This is a genomic window from Sporolactobacillus nakayamae (genome assembly GCF_900113325.1).
Lineage (GTDB): Bacteria > Bacillota > Bacilli > Bacillales > Sporolactobacillaceae > Sporolactobacillus > Sporolactobacillus nakayamae.
In genome coordinates this window covers 30,661-49,971 of record NZ_FOOY01000015.1, presented here as the reverse complement: position 1 = coordinate 49,971, position 19,311 = coordinate 30,661, and the positions used below count along the sequence as shown (strand labels likewise).

19 protein-coding genes are annotated in these 19,311 nt (G+C 45.1%); 15 read left to right on the top strand and 4 right to left on the bottom strand.

Features of this window, described 5'->3' with window-relative positions:
- Positions 1-54: 54 nt before the first annotated feature.
- The 3 genes from BM003_RS11030 to BM003_RS11020 all read left to right on the top strand — a co-directional run bounded on the left by BM003_RS11030 (position 55) and on the right by BM003_RS11020 (position 2,637).
- The gene (locus tag BM003_RS11030; RefSeq protein WP_245734228.1) at positions 55-957 is read left to right on the top strand and encodes a metal ABC transporter solute-binding protein; all 903 of its coding nucleotides are present in this window, start codon (positions 55-57) and stop codon (positions 955-957) included.
- A 27-nt stretch (positions 958-984) separates the two neighbouring features.
- The gene (locus BM003_RS11025) at positions 985-1,758 is read left to right on the top strand and encodes a metal ABC transporter ATP-binding protein (protein ID WP_093673037.1); all 774 of its coding nucleotides are present in this window, start codon (positions 985-987) and stop codon (positions 1,756-1,758) included.
- Between the two features lie 69 nt (positions 1,759-1,827).
- Positions 1,828-2,637 (top strand): metal ABC transporter permease, encoded by an 810-nt coding sequence (locus tag BM003_RS11020; RefSeq protein WP_093673035.1) that lies wholly within the window; start codon positions 1,828-1,830, stop codon positions 2,635-2,637.
- A 34-nt stretch (positions 2,638-2,671) separates the two neighbouring features.
- Here the strand turns inward: BM003_RS11020 and BM003_RS11015 are convergent, their stop codons facing one another.
- Entirely contained in the window at positions 2,672-3,559 is an 888-nt protein-coding gene (locus BM003_RS11015; protein WP_093673033.1) for a CvfB family protein, read from the bottom strand.
- Between the two features lie 227 nt (positions 3,560-3,786).
- On the opposite strand from BM003_RS11015, the gene BM003_RS11010 reads away from it, so the two are divergent.
- The 3 genes from BM003_RS11010 to BM003_RS11005 all read left to right on the top strand — a co-directional run bounded on the left by BM003_RS11010 (position 3,787) and on the right by BM003_RS11005 (position 5,951).
- Positions 3,787-4,509: a Crp/Fnr family transcriptional regulator gene (locus BM003_RS11010; RefSeq protein WP_093673031.1), complete on the top strand. Its 723-nt coding sequence runs from the start codon at positions 3,787-3,789 to the stop codon at positions 4,507-4,509.
- Positions 4,510-4,721: 212 nt separating this feature from the next.
- Positions 4,722-4,910: a zinc ribbon domain-containing protein gene (locus BM003_RS17385; protein WP_143128456.1), complete on the top strand. Its 189-nt coding sequence runs from the start codon at positions 4,722-4,724 to the stop codon at positions 4,908-4,910.
- Positions 4,911-5,066: 156 nt separating this feature from the next.
- Positions 5,067-5,951, top strand: coding sequence for a thermonuclease family protein (locus BM003_RS11005; protein WP_245734226.1), 885 nt, complete (start codon positions 5,067-5,069; stop codon positions 5,949-5,951).
- 67 nt (positions 5,952-6,018) lie between these two features.
- Here BM003_RS11005 and yvfG read toward each other — a convergent pair whose 3' ends face one another.
- Both yvfG and BM003_RS10995 read right to left on the bottom strand, forming a co-directional pair.
- Positions 6,019-6,261 carry a protein YvfG gene (gene yvfG, locus BM003_RS11000; RefSeq protein ID WP_093673027.1) on the bottom strand — a complete coding sequence of 81 codons (243 nt, stop codon included), beginning with the start codon at positions 6,259-6,261 and terminating at the stop codon, positions 6,019-6,021.
- 38 nt (positions 6,262-6,299) lie between these two features.
- Positions 6,300-6,968 carry a B3/B4 domain-containing protein gene (locus BM003_RS10995; protein ID WP_093673025.1) on the bottom strand — a complete coding sequence of 223 codons (669 nt, stop codon included), beginning with the start codon at positions 6,966-6,968 and terminating at the stop codon, positions 6,300-6,302.
- 194 nt (positions 6,969-7,162) lie between these two features.
- Here BM003_RS10995 and BM003_RS10990 point away from each other — a divergent pair, with 194 nt between their 5' ends.
- The 6 genes from BM003_RS10990 (at position 7,163) to lepB (BM003_RS10965) (ending at position 12,809) form a co-directional block, all read left to right on the top strand.
- The gene (locus BM003_RS10990; protein ID WP_093673023.1) at positions 7,163-7,678 is read left to right on the top strand and encodes a methylated-DNA--[protein]-cysteine S-methyltransferase; all 516 of its coding nucleotides are present in this window, start codon (positions 7,163-7,165) and stop codon (positions 7,676-7,678) included.
- Between the two features lie 85 nt (positions 7,679-7,763).
- On the top strand, positions 7,764-8,663 hold the full coding sequence (locus BM003_RS10985) for an amidase domain-containing protein (RefSeq protein WP_245734224.1): 900 nt from the start codon (positions 7,764-7,766) through the stop codon (positions 8,661-8,663).
- Between the two features lie 153 nt (positions 8,664-8,816).
- Entirely contained in the window at positions 8,817-9,290 is a 474-nt protein-coding gene (trmL, locus tag BM003_RS10980; protein ID WP_093673021.1) for a tRNA (uridine(34)/cytosine(34)/5-carboxymethylaminomethyluridine(34)-2'-O)-methyltransferase TrmL, read from the top strand.
- A 226-nt stretch (positions 9,291-9,516) separates the two neighbouring features.
- Entirely contained in the window at positions 9,517-11,412 is a 1,896-nt protein-coding gene (locus BM003_RS10975) for a PrkA family serine protein kinase (protein ID WP_093673019.1), read from the top strand.
- A gap of 66 nt (positions 11,413-11,478) precedes the next feature.
- A complete protein-coding gene (gene lepB / locus BM003_RS10970) occupies positions 11,479-12,048 on the top strand; it encodes a signal peptidase I (protein ID WP_093673017.1) in 570 nt (189 codons plus the stop codon).
- Between the two features lie 197 nt (positions 12,049-12,245).
- Positions 12,246-12,809, top strand: a complete 564-nt coding sequence (gene lepB / locus BM003_RS10965; RefSeq protein WP_093673015.1) for a signal peptidase I — start codon at positions 12,246-12,248, stop codon at positions 12,807-12,809.
- Between the two features lie 129 nt (positions 12,810-12,938).
- Here lepB (BM003_RS10965) and yhbH read toward each other — a convergent pair whose 3' ends face one another.
- Complete coding sequence (gene yhbH, locus BM003_RS10960; RefSeq protein ID WP_093673013.1) at positions 12,939-14,096, bottom strand: sporulation protein YhbH; 1,158 nt, start codon at positions 14,094-14,096, stop codon at positions 12,939-12,941.
- Positions 14,097-14,708: 612 nt separating this feature from the next.
- Between yhbH and BM003_RS10955 the strand changes: the two genes are divergently transcribed.
- The 3 genes from BM003_RS10955 to BM003_RS10945 all read left to right on the top strand — a co-directional run bounded on the left by BM003_RS10955 (position 14,709) and on the right by BM003_RS10945 (position 19,063).
- The gene (locus tag BM003_RS10955) at positions 14,709-15,383 is read left to right on the top strand and encodes an HAD family hydrolase (RefSeq protein ID WP_093673011.1); all 675 of its coding nucleotides are present in this window, start codon (positions 14,709-14,711) and stop codon (positions 15,381-15,383) included.
- Between the two features lie 130 nt (positions 15,384-15,513).
- The gene (locus tag BM003_RS10950; RefSeq protein ID WP_093673009.1) at positions 15,514-17,256 is read left to right on the top strand and encodes a phospho-sugar mutase; all 1,743 of its coding nucleotides are present in this window, start codon (positions 15,514-15,516) and stop codon (positions 17,254-17,256) included.
- Between the two features lie 226 nt (positions 17,257-17,482).
- A complete protein-coding gene (locus BM003_RS10945; RefSeq protein ID WP_093673007.1) occupies positions 17,483-19,063 on the top strand; it encodes a peptide chain release factor 3 in 1,581 nt (526 codons plus the stop codon).
- Positions 19,064-19,311: the final 248 nt, after the last annotated feature.

The window sequence follows — 19,311 nt, the reverse complement described above, 5'->3', positions numbered from 1 at the left end:
CAAATCGTAATCATTACGTTTATATACATAGATAAATAGGAGGAACAAAACAAGATGATGAAACGACGATCGAAAAAAGTAGCTTTTCTTATGGGGATTATGATCTTATTAGTCGGGTTGTTAGCCGGATGTGGCAATAATCCAGCTTCTGATGATAAATCATCCAACACGATTAGTATTGTCGCGGCTGAAGATTTTTATGGGGAGGTAGCAAAGGCTGTTGGAGGAAATCATGTATCGGTCACCTCGATTATTAATAAACCAAACATGGATCCCCATGATTTTGAAGCGACACCTCAGACAGCGAAAGCGGTCAGCTCCGCAAAGCTTGTGATCTATAATGGCATTGGCTACGACGGCTGGATGGAGAAACTTGTATCCAATCAAAAGTCGGGCAATGTGATTCGTGTCGGCGAAGATGTCATGAATAAGAAAGATGGCGACAACGAACACCTATGGTATCAGCCGGACACGATGCCGGCGTTAGCCAATCATCTTGCTGATAAACTCGCAAAGCTAGATTCCGCTAACGCTGATGACTATAAAGACAATGCTGCAAACTATATAGCTTCGATGAAACCAATTAAAGATGAAGTTGCAAAACTTAGTAAAAAATCGGATAATAAATTAGTTGACGTTTCAGAGCCTGTATTTGATTATATGCTTGAAGCGCTCGGCTATAAAGTGGCAAATAACCACTTCGAACAAGCGGTGGAGGAAGAATCAGATCCGTCACCGAAAGATATCGCGCAAATGCAACAGGATATTGAAAAGAAAAAAATCGCCTTCTTTGTCAGCAATAGTCAAGAAATGAGTCCTACCGTTGAGAAAATGGTAAAACTGGCAAACAAGCATCACGTTCCAGTCATTAAAGTGACTGAAACATTGCCTGCCGGTAAGGACTATAAGACATGGATACTTGATGAATTAAAGCAAATTGAGGCAACACAAAAATAATAAGAAAAGAAGCAAGGAGGTCTTTTGATGCTGCGCAATCTCCAAGTCGATCATCTGCAGGTCAGTTTTAATGGTCAAGAAGTATACACTAATCTATCTTTAAACGTGTCTGCAGGTGAACTTTTTGCAGTCATTGGACCGAACGGGGCGGGAAAGTCAACCTTGCTTAAATGTATTCTGGGTTTGTTAAAACCTCAGTCCGGCTCAATCCGGATCGAAACGGATCATAAAAAGGCGATTGTCGGTTATGTACCTCAGTCACGCGCGATTGATGATGAAGCGCCAATTGAAACCAAAGATTTTATTTCACTTGGCCAATGTTCGGGACTATTGCCATGGCTTTCTAAAAAGGAACGAGCTTCATTACAGGAAATCATGCATTTTACCGATACAACGCGATTTGCGAAGAAAGCGATTGGCAAGCTTTCGGGCGGAGAACGGCAGCGTGCTTTTCTTGCTCAAGCACTTGTCCGCTACCCTGACTTGCTCCTTTTAGATGAATCGACGGCGAATCTTGATCCAGAAGCTCAGAAAGAAATGATGGAACTCGTTAAACGAGTCGCACGAGAATGGAATGTTGCGGTCATCTTTATTAGCCATGATCTCAGTCTGGTTAAAGAGTATGCTGATCGCTTAATGTTGATCGCGCCCGGACGCCATGAGATCTCGGAGAGTACGGCAATTCTTGATCAACCGGAAAAGCTGAGACAGTACTATCGTAAGGTACCGGAAGTAGATGAGGAACATGCGGTGCCTTTAGATTCCTTCCATGACAGGCCTCTTAATGGAACAGTTCGGTGAAAAAAATACCATTGCCTAAAGAATTATGAAATGAATCTGCCATAGGGGCAATCTGGGGGATTAAAACAGATGTTTTACTATGATTTTATGCAGCATGCTTTTATAGCGGGGACCTTGATCGCCATCATGTGCGGAGCGATTGGTGTTTTTATAATAGGAAGAAATCTATCCTTTATTGCCCATACTTTTTCGCATATTGGTTTTGCCGGCGCTTCTTTTGCTGTATTTGCCGGCATTGATCCGCTGCTTGGACTTCTGCTCTTTACCCTTCTTGGGGCTCTAGGTGTCGGGCAATTGGGTGTTAAGATGTTCCGGAGAGATGCTTCTGTAAGCGTGATCCTTAGTCTCGCCCTTGGTCTTGGGATCCTTTTTCTCTCGTTGTCGAATGTTCAGGCAAGCTTTACGAAAACGATTCTGTTTGGGAGTGTTGTCGGCATTGATCTGCAGGATGTGTGGCAGATTATTATATTGTCCATCTTTGTTTTGCTCGCACTTGCGGTCAGCTATCGCTGGTTAAAGTTTGATTCTTTTGATCAACTTGGTGCCCAGTCTGCAGGATTGCCGATTCGCTGGATCTCGATTGGCTTTCTGCTGCTGATGGCAGTTGCTGTCAGTGTTACTGTACAGATTGTCGGCGCGCTGCTGGTGTTCGCGCTTATGACGATTCCTGCAGCCGCCGCGCGTTTTTATACACAATCAATCTTTGGAATGATTCTGCTTTCGGTCCTAATCGCTGTTCTTGGTGTATGGTTTGGGCTCATCATCGGCTACTACACCAACGCGCCGGTCAGCTTTTTCATCGTTTGTTTTGTTGCCGCCGCGTATTTTCTCGGCATGCTTTATCATCGTTTTACAGAGCGGCGGCGCATTGCCGCCTAAATGAGTCCATAGAAGAAAAGCCCTGATCAGGGATTTAACCTTGATCAGGGCTTTTTGGCGTTTCCTCTTGCTTTAAATAGCTCCATCCATCTTCTTGGTACAGCTTTCCCTCTTTCATTAACTGGCCAAGCGCCTTTTTGAAATCACCTTTACTGATGCCGAACCGCTCTTTTATCTCTTCGGGAAGACTTTTATCCCAGTAAGGCATGGCCCCATCCCGGCTGTTCATGTATGCGACGATTTTTTCTGAATTTCCGCCAATTACTTCATAGCTTCTCGGTTTCATGGACAGGTTTAATTTACCATTTTCCTTAACAGCGATGACTCGGCATTCAATGGATTGACCGATGCGTATAGTGCCGCTTGTCTCGGCGTTATGAATGAAGCCGAGATAGCCCTCCTCAGTCAACACATGGGCGCCATCATCAAGTAACCGATAGATGGTCGCGTGGACATCTTTGTTCCGGAGTTCCTCCGGTGCGGGTAGAGACAGAGTGCTGATTACCGTTTCATCCGCTAAACGGGCAAATAAGCGCTGCTTTTTATCCAGCTTCAAACTGCAGTATACTCGGTCACCGGGTTGCGGCCAATAGATCCATTCATAAGGAAGATCGTCCTTGGAGAGCAAGAGATCTTTGCTGACGCCTATATTAAGAAAGACACCATACTTTTTGTGCAGGGAGGTGGCTGTTGCCCAGTCAAAGGAGTTGAATCGTACAGTAGGGATCGTCATTGTCGCCGCAATCCGTCCTTGATGGTCCTGATAAAGAAATACAGTGATTTTGTCTTTATCATTCAACTTACCGGTTACATCATTTTCGTGGAGCAGTACTTCGTGCGTGCCATCGGTGAGAAAATAGCCGAATGGCGCTTTATGTGAAACCTCTAAGTTTGCAATCGTTCCGGCTGTCAGTTCTGCCAAATTTGTTCCTTCTTTCTTCCATTCATTGTCATTACCGCAATACGACGGTTTTATGATCATTATAGCATGAGTATGTCCGATCCTATTCATGTGTTTAAAGATGAAAAAAGGTAAGCGGATACTTTTTTAAGGTTGTATGATTTCCGTCACACTTTTCACGTTGAATTAAGAAATAATCTTGTATAATGAAAGAAGATAAAGCTATCGAACAATAAGGGCGTGATGCTATGGAAGAAGTTGCTTGCTTGAAACAGGACGGATTGAACAATACATGTATGTTTTCAAAGCAGAGTCTGCAAGCGCTGAAATCAGTAATGACCGTGACAACTTATAAGAAGGGCGTGAATATATTCTGGGAAGGAGATCATGCCGACAAGCTCTTTTACATGCTCGGAGGCCGTGTTAAGCTGTTCAAGTCCGCGTATGATGGTAAGGATCTTGTGCTTCATTACTTTATGGAAGGCGACTTATTCGGCGAGATCGGCTGCTTGGGAAGCGTGGAAAATTCTTTTACTGCGGCGACTGTTACAGAATGCACGGTTGGAATTATTTCTGAAAAAGATCTTGAGCCGTTGCTGCTGTCCAATGCGAGTCTGTCCTTCGAATTTATGAAATGGATCGGCATGATGGGGCAGTACACGCAAATCAAGATGCGGGATTTAATTTTCTATGGTAAGAATGGTGCGCTCGCCTCAACACTTCTCAGGATGATCCATGGATACAGCCGCACAGATGAAGATGGCATACATTATACAATCAGTTTGACGAATTCCGATTTGGCTCAGTTAATCGGTTCGACGCGTGAAACGGTGAACCGGATGTTGCAGTCTTGGAAAAGTGATGGCGCGATTGACTATTATCATGGGTCGATTGTGATCAAGGATTTGACGTATATTAAAGCGATTTGTCATTGTGAAGATCGGTGCCCGATGAACATCTGCCGCCTTTGATGCGGCATTAACTTTTAGAGCTGCCTCTTTTTTGCTGAGCGGTCGTTTCTTTATATGGTAGACCAGCCTGATTCAACTCGGCCATTTATTGCCGAGTTGAATCAGGGTCATAGGTCTCCAATTTTTTTGTTTGGAAGCCGGTTCAATAATAGCTGAAGTGCGAACACTCGTGCTATAATTAAGCTCGGCATCGCCTGCACGCACAAAAAGCCATGGCTTGGGACAAGCATGACAAGGTCCTTCAGCCAAGACAGCTCGCTGACTTCAAGAACGTGCAAGAAGATGATGATGGGAAACATGAACTGGGTGTCCGTGAATGGACGTGTCCGTGTTTCGGCATGCGCCATGATCGGGATGTCAACGCAGCGAAAAATAGTTTATATAGGGCAATCGCCTACTAAATAAAAAACGGCTTGGTACAAGCCTTAGTAAGAAGTCTTAACCACTACTTGGGTTTTCCAAGCAAATATGAGACGTTCCTAGAAACTGGGGATTTTAATCCCGATGCAATTCACGTCCAAAACAATGAATAGGTGAACATGATGAGAAAAAATATGATGACGTTTATTGGGAGCTTAATGGCGATCGTTCTGCTTTCAGGTTGCGTGCAGTTCGATGAAAGCGGTCAGTCGGATGTATCAAGCGCGACAACCCCGTCACCCGAATCAAGCACACCGGCTGAATCCGCTTCTACCGCAAGCGGAAATTCACAGGTAGTCGTCAACAAAGTTGACGTGCCCAGAGGTGCCGTGAATGCAAAAGTGATCAAGGTCGTTGACGGTGATACGTTGCAGGTGTTGTATCAGAAGAAAATTTCAACGGTGCGTGTGCTTCTGATCGATACGCCGGAGACACACCATCCAAAATTAGGGGTCCAGCCTTATGGACCGGAAGCAAGCGCCCATGCGCATCAGTTGCTGGATGGGAAAACCGTAGCGCTTGAGCTCGCCAAAAATGGAGGACGTGATAAATACGGGCGGATGCTCGCTTATGTCTTTGTTGATGGCAAATCCTTTGAAGAGCTGCAGCTTGCAAGCGGACTGGCGCGCGTCGCCTATGTCTATCCGCCGAATACCAACTATGTTGATCACTATCGTGCAATTGAGGCGCAGGCGCGAGAAAAGAAAATCGGTATTTGGTCTGTGAGCGGCTACGCTGAGGCAAACGGCTTTCATCCGGAAGTGATGAAGGGAACAGAAGCTTATAAAGAGACACAGAAAAGCGGTGGTCAAGCGTCGAGTGATGCCGCAGAATCGACAACCGCAGGTCAACCATCGCCGACTCAGGCGGGTGATTGCAATGGCGCGATTAAGGGCAATGTCTCATCTCGAGGAAAGATTTATCATATGCCCTCCGATCGATACTATAAAGTGACTAAGGCGGAAGTTTGTTTTAAAAGTCGTAAGGATGCGGAGAAAGCAGGATTTCGGGCAGCAAAATGATATACATATACGTATAGGAACGATCAAAAAGATCGTCTAGAACTCGGTGTTCCGGACGATCTTTTAATTATTGCTGCATTTGTTGTTGCTGCGCGATTTCCGTTTTAACTTCCTTGTATGCCGTATCCAGATTCCGAATCCGGCGTATCAGTTCAAAATTTTTGTTGATCCGGTCTTGAATGATTGCGGAAACGACGGTGTGGTAGTAGCTGTTCATCGTTCGCGCCGGGGGCTGAACATCACTGTTTTTCTCAATCTGTAAATGAAGTGCTTTTTTAAAATAATCAATGCTGAATAAATCTGAGTTCATATATTCTCCTCCTCGCGCAAGTCACTAATGACTATATTCTATTGGATCAACGTAAATTCATGGTTTCCACCATGGACTTGGGTGAACATTTCTGCCATTTTATCGATCAGTTGACGTGCTTCTTTATGATCCATTGAAGGTCTTAGATAAACGATTTGCAGGGCGCACGTGGTTTGCTCGGTTACGCAGGTTCGTTTCGAATCGACAATCGGGCTGCCGAACGCGCTGATCGCGTCCGCGGAGACAATCTTTTCATTCATATGCATGGTTCTTCCGTTCAGTCCTTCATACTGGTCCGCTTCAGTACCAACTTTTATTTGTACAGGCCCGCGAAGCTGTTCCGCGTCATACAAGCCCATGGGGATGCTGTGCTGAACACTGAAAAAGTTAAGTAAATCGACGGCTGAGTGGATAAAATGCGGACGACCATCTTTTTTGATTTTTCGCAGCAATGCTTCTTGTGATGGACGATAACGGGAAGGATCAGTTCCTACCTTTTTAAAAACAGTTCGCCATTCTTTGACCCCGGCGATCTCGCTTACCGGATGTTCGTCCAGTGAAAGCTGTATGTTCTCATAGTAAAGGGGCAGGCGGTCGCCGATCAATGGAGGCAAGTCGCCAATGACAATCGACGGATAATAAATGACACCGATTTTAAAACCAGGTACTGCATCTCTTAATTGAGAAGAAATCGAAACATCAACCATAACGCGCCTCCTGACTGACCAATCTACCAATAGTGTACCATAATTGATCCTATTTTCTTTAGTACGTTTGCTATAATGTTAGTTAAGAAAATGATAAGTAATGGCTTAAAGCCTTCATCTAAATGTGAATGGATAATGACTACTTTGGCAGAAATGGTCCTTGTAAAGGATAAATGACGGAGGAGAACAAACCCATGGATCAAACTAATTATCTTGCTGTTCATGAACTAGAAACCTCGATCGGAATGCTGACACTTGCTGTCTATGAGCAGCAATTATGTCATCTCGATTTTGGATCTCTCGAGGAGAATCAGGCTAAATTGATGCTTTGGGCTGAAAAACACGGACTCCCTTCAGTTCTTGAGGAGGATCAAACACACTGTGCGGAAGCAGCGCGGCAGCTGCACGACTATTTTAACGACGACAGGAAGACATTCACATTGAAACTGCTCATGAAAGGAACAGAGTTTCAGCGCAAGGTATGGACCGCACTCGCCGCTATTCCTTACGGGGAGACGCGGTCCTACAAGGACATTGCGCGTGAGGTGAAAAATCCGAAAGGGGTGCGAGCGATCGGGATGGCGAATAATCGCAATCCGATTCCAATTATTGTTCCTTGTCACCGGGTTATCGGGGCAGACGGTTCACTGGTCGGTTATGGAGGAGGACTTAAGACCAAACAGTTTCTATTAACTTTCGAACGGCAATAATTCTCCATGAGCAAAGGCCGCCGGGTATGAATTCCTGTCTCTTCGCATAGAGTGTAACGAAATCATGCTGAAGCGGGGAATTTAAGTGGACTGGAAAAATGTGTTTCAAAAACAGTTAACAATGCTTGGTGATTTCTGGGTAGGGAGTGCCGACATTCACAACACGGTTTTGGGCGCGGAGGAACAAAATCGTCTCTTGAATAAGACTAAGGCATTGCTCAAACAGCAGGCGGAGATCAAACAGGCCATTGTTCATGCACAGAACGTTAGAACGAGCGATAAGCGAGAAGATTTGGTTGTTGATTATTGTCTGCATACTCAGTGGTTGATTAAAAAACAAGATGACTTTTTTCTTGAAGAACGCCAAGAGGATCGCCAAACGGTTATCCGTGATAATCGACTTGTTTCGGATACACTTGTTTCGTTCGCCCCGATCGAGGAACAAGCCTCAGTGCGTGAGGAAACTGCCGATCGAACTCCAGAGGAAGTCAGATCACGCACCTATGATCGTTTGCAGGCGGTACGTTACGCCGATTTATGGTGGAATCGCAGAAACCCCAACTATCCAATGGTGAGCGACGATTGTACAAACTTTATTTCACAATGTCTTCATGCGGGCGGAATCCCAATGTGGGGCGAGCCGATCCGCGGCAGAGGATGGTGGCAGCATCAGACAAACTGGAGCTTTAGCTGGACTGTGGCCAACAGCTTGCGTTGGTATTTGAGCAGGCAGGGGAGTGTAATGGGCGCCATTGAAAAAAGCAGTGCGAATGAGCTGGTCCCTGGGGACGTGATTTGTTATGATTTTGACGGGGATGGGCATTGGAATCATAATACGATTGTTACGGCGATGGACGGGTCCGGCGCGCCGCTTGTAAACGCACACACCTATGACGCTCGTCACAGGCCATGGGCCTATACCGACTCCCCTGCATGGACGAAACAGATTCACTATAAATTTTTTCATATAAAAGATCAGACATAATTTCATTGCCTAAGGTGTGCTATAATAAATGCGGATTTGAAAACAATAACTGAAATGGTCGGTTTTTCCGACCATTTTTTTGCGATCGGGAATAGTTTATCGGACGAGCATTATACGTTAGACAGCCTGATCAACATAGGAGTGTTGATTGAAATGAGTAATCATGTTGTACTTTATCAACCGTTAATCCCGCCGAACACAGGTAATATTGCGAGAACCTGTGCGGGCACGCATAGCTCGCTTCACTTGATTCGTCCGCTTGGATTCTCAACAGATGATAAACATTTGAAGCGTGCCGGACTGGATTATTGGGAATCAGTGGATCTGCATTATTATGATTCTCTCGACGATTTTTTCTCTAAGCATCCTCAAGGTGAATACTATCTGGTCGAAACCGATGGCAGCAGGCCATACGACGCTTTTGATTATACTGATCCGAGCAAGGACTATTTTTTCTTTTTCGGACGCGAAACAACCGGTCTCCCAAAAGATTTCGTCGCCAAGTATCAGGACAGATGTGTCCGGCTGCCGATGACCGGAGCGATTCGATCACTTAATTTATCCAATTCGGCTGCTATCATTGTCTATGAAGCCCTTCGTCAACAACGTTTTCCGGGATTGTCTTGATTAACGCTCTCTGAAAGAAACGCTGTATTTATTGCTGCAGTTCGGAAATTGATAAGTTTTTTTTACAGTTAGTGGACGTATTCCTCCTATTGGCAGGCTATTCTTGTTTCTTGAATCAAGTTGCTTCTGCAATCTGCCGGCAGTTTCCATGAAAGATTAGCAATCACCCGCATACACTTAAGTACATGGGTGGAAGCAGTGACGAATCTTTCCTAGGGGGGATACAATGAACTTTCTTGATAAACTGAAACAATTTCGCGACTATGAGGAACAGCTGAAGTGGGAAGGCACGTTTGCAGATTACCTGGAACTAGTAAAGAAGAATCCGTTGATTGCTCAATCCGCACATTCCAGAGTCTATCAGATGATTATTTCTGCCGGGGTTTCCGAGCAAGACGGACACAAGCATTATCACTTCTTTGACGGACAGATTTTCGGACTCGATGAACCCATTGAACGACTTGTCGAGGAATACTTTCATCCTGCGGCTAGACGCTTGGATGTCAAAAAACGAATTTTGCTCCTTATGGGGCCGGTCAGCGGAGGAAAGTCAACGATTGTAACTATGCTTAAGCGTGGACTTGAAAAATATTCGTGGACAGATGACGGTGCCATCTATGCGATAAAGGATTGCCCAATGCATGAAGATCCGCTTCATTTAATTCCGCCGCATCTGCGCGAGGACTTTTTTCAAGAGACGGGCATTCGCATTGAAGGAAATCTCTCACCATTGAACGCCATGCGTCTGGAAAAGGAATATGACGGTGAGATTGAAAATGTGCCGATTGAACGAATTTTTCTTTCGGAAGATAAGCGGGTCGGCATTGGCACCTTCAGCCCGTCTGATCCGAAATCTCAAGATATTGCTGATTTAACAGGCAGCATCGATTTCTCAACGATTGCCGAGTATGGATCAGAATCTGATCCGCGCGCGTATCGATTCGATGGTGAATTGAATAAGGCGAATCGCGGTCTCATGGAATTTCAGGAAATGTTGAAGTGTGATGAGAAATTTCTATGGCATCTGCTTTCGCTGACGCAGGAAGGAAACTTTAAGGCGGGTCGATTTGCCTTGATTTCCGCGGATGAGTTGATTGTCGCACACACGAACGAAACGGAATATCGGACCTTTATCAGCAACAAAAAGAATGAAGCCCTTCACTCACGTATGATTGTTATGCCGGTTCCCTATAATCTAAGAGTCAGCGACGAAGAGAAGATCTATGAAAAATTGATTTCCGAAAGTGATGTGGCGAATGTCCATATCGCGCCGCACGCCCTTAGGACTGCTGCGGTGTTCTCCATTTTGACGCGCCTAAAGGAGTCAAAGAGCCGCGGCATTGACTTGATTAAGAAAATGCGCCTATATGACGGTGAAATTGTCGAGGGCTACAATGCGGCCGATATCAAAGAACTGCAGCATGAATTCTCTGATGAGGGTATGAGCGGAATTGATCCGCGCTATGTCATAAACAGAATCTCTTCAGCAATCATAAGAAAAGGCGTTCCGTCGATCAACGCGCTGGATATTCTACGCTCCATCAAGGAAGGCTTGGAACAGCACCCCTCGATAACTGATGAGGATAGGGCACATTATAGCGAATATATTGCGCTTGCCCGCCGTGAATATGATGAATTGGCGAAGGGCGAAGTTCAGAAGGCATTTGTTTATTCATTCGAGGAATCAGCGAAAACGCTGATGGACAATTATTTGGATAACGTTGAAGCCTACTGCAACAGCAATAAAATTTTCGATCCGATTACCGGTGATGAAATTGATCCGGATGAAAAGCTCATGCGCTCGATTGAAGAACAGATTGGAATTTCGGAAAATGCGAAAAAATCCTTCAGGGAAGAAATTCTGATTCGTATTTCGGCCTACGCACGTAAAGGCAAGCGTTTTAACTATAAATCTCATGAACGCCTGAAAGAAGCCATTCAGAAGAAATTGTTTGCCGATCTTAAGGACGTCGTAAAAATTACGACCTCCAGTAAGACGCCTGACGAGACTCAATTAAAGCGAGTTAATGAAGTTATTGCGAGACTTGTGGATGAATACGGCTATAATACGACTTCGGCAAACGAATTACTAAGATATGTAGGAAGCTTGCTCAATCGCTGAGACTGCGGATCAAGGTAATCGGGAATCAGGATGGGCGGCTAATAAAGAAAGGACACTCGCGAGTCAATGAGCAAAGCAAAGAGAGAACTGTGGAGTTGGATTCGAGCGGTCGCAATCGCGATTTTGATCGCCTTGCTTGTCCGCCATTTTATTTTCAGTAATTATATTGTTCGCGGAGAATCAATGATGCCGACGCTTCAAGACGGAAATCGGCTGATCGTCAACAAAATCGGTTATTCTGTCGGCACGCCCCATCGATTTGACGTCATTGTCTTTCACGCGACAAAGACAGATGATTACGTGAAACGAATCATTGGGTTGCCTGGGGATACGATCTCTTATAAGAGCGATCAACTTTATGTCAATGGAAAAGCGGTGGATGAACCCTATCTCCAGAAGTACAAAGGCGCCTTACCTAAAGGGCAGCAGCTAACTGAAAACTTTAGCTTAAAGTCAAAGACAGGTGAGATTCGCGTGCCGAAGGGCGAGCTCTGGGTAATGGGTGACAATCGAGAGAACAGTGAAGATAGCCGTTATTTCGGTTTTATCAATGAAAAATCCGTAGTCGGAAAGGTTTCTGTCCGCTATTGGCCGTTCAATGAATGGTCGGTCATGCAAACGGGCGTTATCCATTGACTCGCGGCATGCAATCTATGAGCGCCGAGCCGTTTATCGGCGCTTTTTTACTGGGCGACATAGGACAAGGATCTGCGTTTCTTGTGAACATTGATTGATTCGTGTACATTATAAGAAGGGCCTGCCTATGGTCGGATCAATGGGTGTATGGATTAAGCTATTCAAGTGAATGATGATAGTCGGGAGTCGTTGCAGCTATGCGTCAAACAAAAAAGAGAAATGAAACATTTGCCTGGTTTCGAGCGATCGCACTCTCCGTGCTGATCGTCATCGTTGTCCGGACATTTATACTGGGTAATTACATTGTTGATGGGCCGTCAATGGAGTCAACCTTATACAACGGAGACCGGCTGATCGTGAATAAGATCAATTACAAGTTGTCGCAGCCAAAACGGTTTGATGTAGTGATTTTCCATGCGACCAAGACGGATGATTACGTGAAACGCGTGATTGGACTTCCGGGTGATACGATCCAGTATAGAAATGACCAACTCTATGTGAATGGAAAACCGGTCAATGAACCATTTTTGAAGCAGAAAAAAAACAGCATGCTGGCAGGGCAGCTTACTTGGGATTTTTCATTGAAGGAATTGACCGGCAAGGAAAAAGTTCCGAAGGGAATGCTGTGGGTGATGGGCGATAACCGCCAGAACAGCACGGATAGTCGCGTGTTCCACTTTGTCAGTGAAAAGAAGGTAGTCGGTAAGGTCGATCTGCGTTACTGGCCGATAAACCACTTTGGAATGATCCACCGCAATTAAAAAACGTCGCTCGGGCGTTTTTTTTCTGCATTGAAACGCAGATTTCACTTAACGATGGAACAGTTTTACCAGCTATTGATGCATAAGAAGGGCCGGACTTTTGCCCGGCTTTTCAGAACTTATTCTTAATTAAATGACTTCAGTTTCGGGATCTTTATGGAAGAAATATTTCATTGCGTGATAGACATCGCTTTTTTGCTTTAAAATAAACGAATGAAATGCGTCATTATTAATGCTCCTGTAGGCGCTCATTAATGTGCTTGATCGATGGTAGGGATTGATTTCTCCGTATCCGAAAAAGTCGGTGATATCCATGATCTCTTTAACGAGCCGTGTACATTTCGGATTGTCTGAGGACAAGTTGTCACCATCGGAAAAATGAAAAGGGTAAATATTATATTTTGATGGTGGATAAGAAGCGTCGATCAGTTCCAGTGCCTTGGTATACGCTGAGGAGCAAATCGTTCCGCCGCTTTCACCTTTTGAAAAGAAATCTTCCTCGCTAACAACGGTCGCTTCGGTATGGTGCGCGATAAATTCGATCGAAACCTTCTCGTATTTGGTGCGCAGGAAGCGGCTCATCCAGAAGAAAAAACTGCGGGCAATGTATTTTTCCCAAACGCCCATTGATCCGCTTGTATCCATCAAAGCGAGCACGACAGCGCGGCTTTCCGGTTTGACAATGTTCTCCCATGTTTTGAAACGCAGATCCTCTTCGCGAATGGGATGAATTTGTGTTTTTCCTTCGCGTGCGTTTCGTTTGATGGCAGATAGAATGGTGCGCCTTTTATCAATATTGCCCATCAGCCCTTTGCGGCGGATATCTCGGTAATCGAAACTGTCTACGGTGATGTCCGGTTCCTGTTTTCTTTTGAGGTGGGGAAGCTCTAATTCTTTGAAAAAAAGATTTTCAATTTCCATGATGGAGACATTTGCTTCGTAGTAGTCGATTCCTGGACGATCACCCGCGCCAGGTCCTTTACCGGGTCCTTGTGCTTGCTGCTTCCCAGGTGCTTTGCCGATTACATCGCCTACTTTGCTTTTGCCGTCACCTTGACCAACATGTTTGGTCTTATCATAATTATAGCGCAGTTTGTACTCATCCAAAGATCGGATCGGAATCCGTGTCATTTTTTTGCCGTCTGAGAGAATGATATTCTCGCTGCTGATCAAATCAGGAAGATTGTTCTTTATTGCCTCTTTGACTTTGCTCGCGTGCCGGCGTTGATCCTGTTCGCCTTTGTGATGAAGATCCCATTCTTCTTCCGATATCAAGAAGTTACTCATTTTGAATCCCTCCTTTAATTTGCAAGATGAACCGCGGGACTGCTGTGAAGGTTGATTAATTTAGTTTATGCGAAAGCGGCTGAACCTTGACCTCTTTTATAAGAAGATTGAAAAATGGACGTTGATCACTCGAGTAGGAGCAAGAACCGACGCTTTTTGACACTGGTAGGAAAGTATAGCGTTTTGCCTTGCCGGTACGACGATAAGGTCATAAGATTCGGTTGGGCGATCAGGTAAGCGCCCAACCTGAGAAATAAACGGAAAAATTCCGCTTAATTAGAAAATAAATGAAAAAATTGCTTAAATAGACGGAGAAATTCCGCTTATCGAATCGAAAAACATGAAAATGGAGGGTTTTTCTGTGCATAAGCGGAAAAATTACCCTTATGTACCTGTGAACCAAGCGTCAGGATGCATATAACCGGAAAATCTCCGCTTATTTTATTCCGGCCGCGTTACTTAATTAAGGATCAAAATGATTTATTAGAAAACTTGGCTTCTCCAGAGGCTTGATGAAGCCAAGTTTTCTAATTAAATATTTGTGACAATTATAGAAATAGGACCCGTGCATGTTAAAATGGAAAACGAGACCACTTAGAAGGGTTGTATTTGATGATTAAAGCAATTGTGTTTGACTTTGACGGTGTGATTTTAGATAGCGAACGTATCATGTATTTGGTCATGCAGAAAATGTTTCATCAATATCAAGTGGAGCTGCCGCTCAGTATCTGGAGCCAGGCGATTGGAACGCAGCATGGATTTGATTCACTTGCTTATCTTGAAGAGCATGCGAATGTGAAAATAGACAGGGAAGCCTTTCAAGAAGAACGCTACGCGCTTTTTAATAAGCTCGTGGATGAGGAGGATGTATTGCCTGGCGTAAAGTCTGTGCTGAATCAAGCGAAAAGTCTTGGCTTGAAAGTTGGACTTGCAACGAGTTCAAAGGGCGAATGGCCACGCAAACACTTGGGGCGTTTCGGACTCTCAGACTATTTTATGAGCATCAAGTCTTGGGACGATGTCCAAAAGGTTAAGCCGGATCCGGCGCTCTACGTTAAATCTTTGGAAAGCCTCGGGGTGAATCCGAAAGAAGCGATTGCGATTGAAGATTCCTTTAACGGTTCACTCGCCGCAAAACGCGCGGGCATGTATTGTATTGTCGTGCCAAATGCGGTCACCAAACAAATGCCGTTCGGCCATGTCGACGGCTGCTTCAAATCCCTCCAAGATGTATCTCTGGAAAAAATTATCCGATATTTTTCGCCTGAATTAAGAAACAAAGCATAAGCTTTTAGAGGGGGAATGTTCCTCTTTCCCTCTCAAAGAATGACAGCGCTTTTTACATTTTTGTTATATAATAGAAATGGCAATATTCGTTGTATTGATTGAGAAATTCTTACTATTATGGGGTGAACACATGGGTTGGGAAACGGTGTACGAGAAATGGACCGCCGACGCGAATCTGGATCTGGATTTGAAAAAGCAATTAGATACGATCGCTCAGGATCCGTCAAAGTTGGAAGACTGCTTTTATACAAACCTGGAGTTTGGTACCGGGGGCATGCGCGGTGAAATCGGGCCAGGAACGAATCGTCTGAATATCTACACGATCCGCAAGGCATCTGAAGGCCTCGCGCGGTACATTGTGAATGCCGGCGAGGATGCTGTGAAAAGAGGCGTTGTGATCGCGCATGATCCGCGCCACTTCTCTGCGGAGTTTACGCTGGAGGCAGCTAAGACCCTAGGAGCTCATGGAATCAAAACCTATATTTTTGACGCGCTTCGTCCGACACCTGTGTTATCATTTGCCGTACGCTTTTTGAACGCATTTTCCGGCATTGTGATTACCGCGAGCCATAATCCGCCTCAATATAATGGCTATAAAGTATATAACGAGTTCGGTGGACAGCTCCCTCCCGCGGAGGCTGATGAAGTGATTCGTTATGTGGCTTCTGTTGAGGATGAACTGTCGGTGAAAGTCGGTAATGAGGAAGAACTGAAAGCAAGCGGACTTCTTGAAGTGGTTGGCGCAAAAGTGGACCAGGCTTATCAGGACAAAGTGAAGACTCTGTCGCTGAATCCAGAAACCATTCAAAAAGTTGGTTCCGACCTGAAGATCGTTTACACACCGCTTCATGGAACGAGCTACCATCCAATTGTGAACGGATTAAAGAATTGGGGCTTTACGAATGTGACGGTCGTGAAAGAACAGGCAGAGCCTGATCCGGAATTCTCAACCGTTAAATCACCAAATCCCGAAGAACACGCGGCGTTCAAAATAGCGATTGACTATGGCAAGAAACTGGATGCGGATCTTTTGATCGGAACGGATCCGGATTCTGACAGACTTGGTGTAGCAGTGAAGAATGATCAGGGTGAGTATGAGGTTCTGACCGGGAACCAAACCGGCGCGGTTCTCCTGAATTACTTGCTTACGCAGAAGAAGGAAAAAGGACTGCTTCCGAATAACGGAGTCGTTGTTAAGACGATTGTTACATCTGAAATTGGACGAACAATTGCTGCGGCATTCGGCATCCCAACCATCGACACGCTGACCGGATTTAAGTTTATCGGTGAGAAAATCCATGAGTATGAACTCAGCGGCAAATACAGTTTCTTGTTTGGCTATGAGGAAAGCTACGGTTACTTGATCGGATCCTTTGTGCGTGACAAGGACGCTGTACAGGCAGCACTATTTGCCTGCGAAGCCGCTGCTTACTTCAAGTCGCAAGGCAAATCGTTCTATGACGCGCTCCAAGATGTATTCAAGACCTACGGATATTTTGAAGAGGGTCTGGAGTCTCTGACATTAAAGGGAATTAGCGGGAAAGAAGAAATCAATTCGATTATGAATGATTTCCGTACGCAGCCGCCTACAGAAGTTGCCAATGTCCCAGTCGCTTTTATCGAGGACTATAAGAAATCAGAGACTACGGATGTAGCGCAAAAAGCAGTCTCAACAATTGATCTGCCGGTGTCCAATGTTCTTAAATATAAGTTGAGCGATGGCTCGTGGTTCTGCCTTCGTCCATCCGGTACCGAGCCGAAGATTAAATTTTACTTTGGTGTTAAGGGCAGTGACGCCGCAGACCGTGACAAGAAATTTAATGCGCTTAAAACAGCGGTTATGGATCGCGTTCACGGATTGGTCAGCAAATAATTCATTTGTTTAAATGAGTATCAGTGATCAAATTGATCAGGCATTTATGATTCAAATGGAATATGTATATAATTAAGATAGAATGATGATTGAAAAAGCATTCGCAGCAAGATGGCTGGAAGCAAGGCGGGGAGCACGTGCCGTTTTCATCTAGCAGCGCGAGTGCCTTTTTCTTGAATAGGGTAATAATTGCCGATTGGCGATTTGATCTTTTAAGTAGGAGGAAATCATGAATCAGTTACAGCAGGAATTAAAAAGGCGTCGTACGTTTGCCATTATTTCTCATCCGGATGCCGGTAAAACGACGCTGACTGAGAAGCTGCTGGTGCTTGGCGGTGCCATTCGAACAGCCGGCGCCGTCAAATCACGAAAAGCCGAAAAATTTGCGACTTCAGACTGGATGGAACTAGAAAAGAAGAGGGGAATCTCGGTCACATCCAGTGTTATGCAATTTGAATACGACAGCTACAAGATTAATATTCTGGATACACCCGGACACCAGGACTTTAGTGAAGACACCTACCGAACATTGATGGCCGTCGATAGTGTAGTCATGATTATTGATGCGGCAAAAGGTGTTGAACCGCAAACCATTAAGTTGTTCAAGGTCTGCCGCGAACGCAAGATACCGATTTTCACCTTCATCAATAAACTTGACCGGCAAGGTAAGGAGCCGCTCGAGCTCTTTGAAGAAATTGAGAATGTACTTGGTATCGAATCCTACCCAATCAACTATCCAATCGGCATGGGTCAGTCTTTTCGCGGTGTCTATGACCGCCAGGAACATAAGATTGAATGGTATAACGAAAAAAGAGAGCGCCAGGTACAAGCGCTAAGTGAAGTTGATGAATTGTCGGAACTATTGAAGGATACAGTAGATGATTATACACTCAGTCAACTGGAAGAAAATCTGATGCTTCTGGATGAGGCAGGCAGTACCTTCGATCTTGAGGCTGTTAAAGCCGGCAAACAGACGCCGGTATTCTTCGGCAGCGCGATCTCAAATTTTGGAGTACCGACTTTTCTTGAGCACTATCTGAAGCTTGCCCCGCAGCCGCAACCGCTTCAGTCTAGTGAAGGTGTCATTCAACCGGATGATCCGAATTTTTCAGGATTTATCTTTAAGATTCAAGCAAACATGAATCCGGCCCACCGCGACCGGATCGCATTTCTGCGCATTTGCTCCGGAAAATTTGAGAAGGGCATGAGCGTCTATCTTGATCGAACCGGGAAGCAGTTAAAGCTCGCGCAGCCGCAGCAATTCTTTGCGGATAGCCGAGAACTGATTGACGACGCTTATCCCGGAGATATTGTCGGTCTCTATGACACGGGCTTTTATCAGATCGGGGATACGGTGTGCAGCTCGAAGGATACCTTTAACTTCGGCGCGTTGCCGCAATTCTCTCCGGAACATTTTGCGAAGGTTCGCGCTAAAAACGCGATGAAACAAAAGCACTTCTTGAAAGGCGTGAGTCAGCTTGCTCAAGAAGGCGCAATCCAGGTTTATAAGACGCAGTACGAAGAAACCATTCTCGGCGTTGTCGGAACGCTGCAGTTTGACGTGTTCGTTTACCGCATGCAAGCTGAGTATGGCGTTGATCTCGACATTGAGCGCATGCCACATCAGGTTGCTAAGTGGATCGCGAATCGCGAGGAAGCTGAAGCACTCAGACGCAATTCCAATAATTTGGTTGTGTCTGATTATAAAGACCGTCCGGTTATTATTTTTGAAAACGATTTTTCCTTGCGCTGGTTTCAGCAGAAGCATCCGAAAGTCGAGCTTCGCGATTCAAGCCATAATATGTAAGAGCAGCAAAAGAGCCCTTAGGCTCTTTTTTTGCATGAAAAATAATAACGGGGAATACGTAAGCGACCCGGCAAAAAAAGGAACCCTTGACATTGCCCACTTCCTGCGAGTAACGTCGAACTTACTCCATCCTGCGGAAGCACGTCAGGTGCCAATCCGAATACTAGGCTGGTCATTGCAACGGATCCTTGCCTTTACGTTGCTCTGAACGCTGATTCTTTTGTCTGAACGCTGATATTTTTGTCTGA

Bases quoted from the DNA above. Each gene is read 5' to 3' on its own strand.
- BM003_RS10955 (WP_093673011.1), top strand. From the start codon at position 14,709: ATGATTAAAGCAATTGTGTTTGACTTTGACGGTGTGATTTTAGATAGC.
- yhbH (WP_093673013.1), bottom strand. From the start codon at position 14,096: ATGAGTAACTTCTTGATATCGGAAGAAGAATGGGATCTTCATCACAAA.
- BM003_RS10995 (WP_093673025.1), bottom strand. From the start codon at position 6,968: ATGGTTGATGTTTCGATTTCTTCTCAATTAAGAGATGCAGTACCTGGT.
- BM003_RS11020 (WP_093673035.1), top strand. From the start codon at position 1,828: ATGTTTTACTATGATTTTATGCAGCATGCTTTTATAGCGGGGACCTTG.
- BM003_RS11030 (WP_245734228.1), top strand. From the start codon at position 55: ATGATGAAACGACGATCGAAAAAAGTAGCTTTTCTTATGGGGATTATG.
- BM003_RS17385 (WP_143128456.1), top strand. From the start codon at position 4,722: ATGGCTTGGGACAAGCATGACAAGGTCCTTCAGCCAAGACAGCTCGCT.
- lepB (WP_093673015.1), top strand. From the start codon at position 12,246: ATGCGTCAAACAAAAAAGAGAAATGAAACATTTGCCTGGTTTCGAGCG.
- trmL (WP_093673021.1), top strand. From the start codon at position 8,817: ATGAGTAATCATGTTGTACTTTATCAACCGTTAATCCCGCCGAACACA.
- BM003_RS11010 (WP_093673031.1), top strand. From the start codon at position 3,787: ATGGAAGAAGTTGCTTGCTTGAAACAGGACGGATTGAACAATACATGT.
- BM003_RS10975 (WP_093673019.1), top strand. From the start codon at position 9,517: ATGAACTTTCTTGATAAACTGAAACAATTTCGCGACTATGAGGAACAG.
- BM003_RS10990 (WP_093673023.1), top strand. From the start codon at position 7,163: ATGGATCAAACTAATTATCTTGCTGTTCATGAACTAGAAACCTCGATC.
- BM003_RS11025 (WP_093673037.1), top strand. From the start codon at position 985: ATGCTGCGCAATCTCCAAGTCGATCATCTGCAGGTCAGTTTTAATGGT.
- BM003_RS10950 (WP_093673009.1), top strand. From the start codon at position 15,514: ATGGGTTGGGAAACGGTGTACGAGAAATGGACCGCCGACGCGAATCTG.
- lepB (WP_093673017.1), top strand. From the start codon at position 11,479: ATGAGCAAAGCAAAGAGAGAACTGTGGAGTTGGATTCGAGCGGTCGCA.
- yvfG (WP_093673027.1), bottom strand. From the start codon at position 6,261: ATGAACTCAGATTTATTCAGCATTGATTATTTTAAAAAAGCACTTCAT.
- BM003_RS11005 (WP_245734226.1), top strand. From the start codon at position 5,067: ATGACGTTTATTGGGAGCTTAATGGCGATCGTTCTGCTTTCAGGTTGC.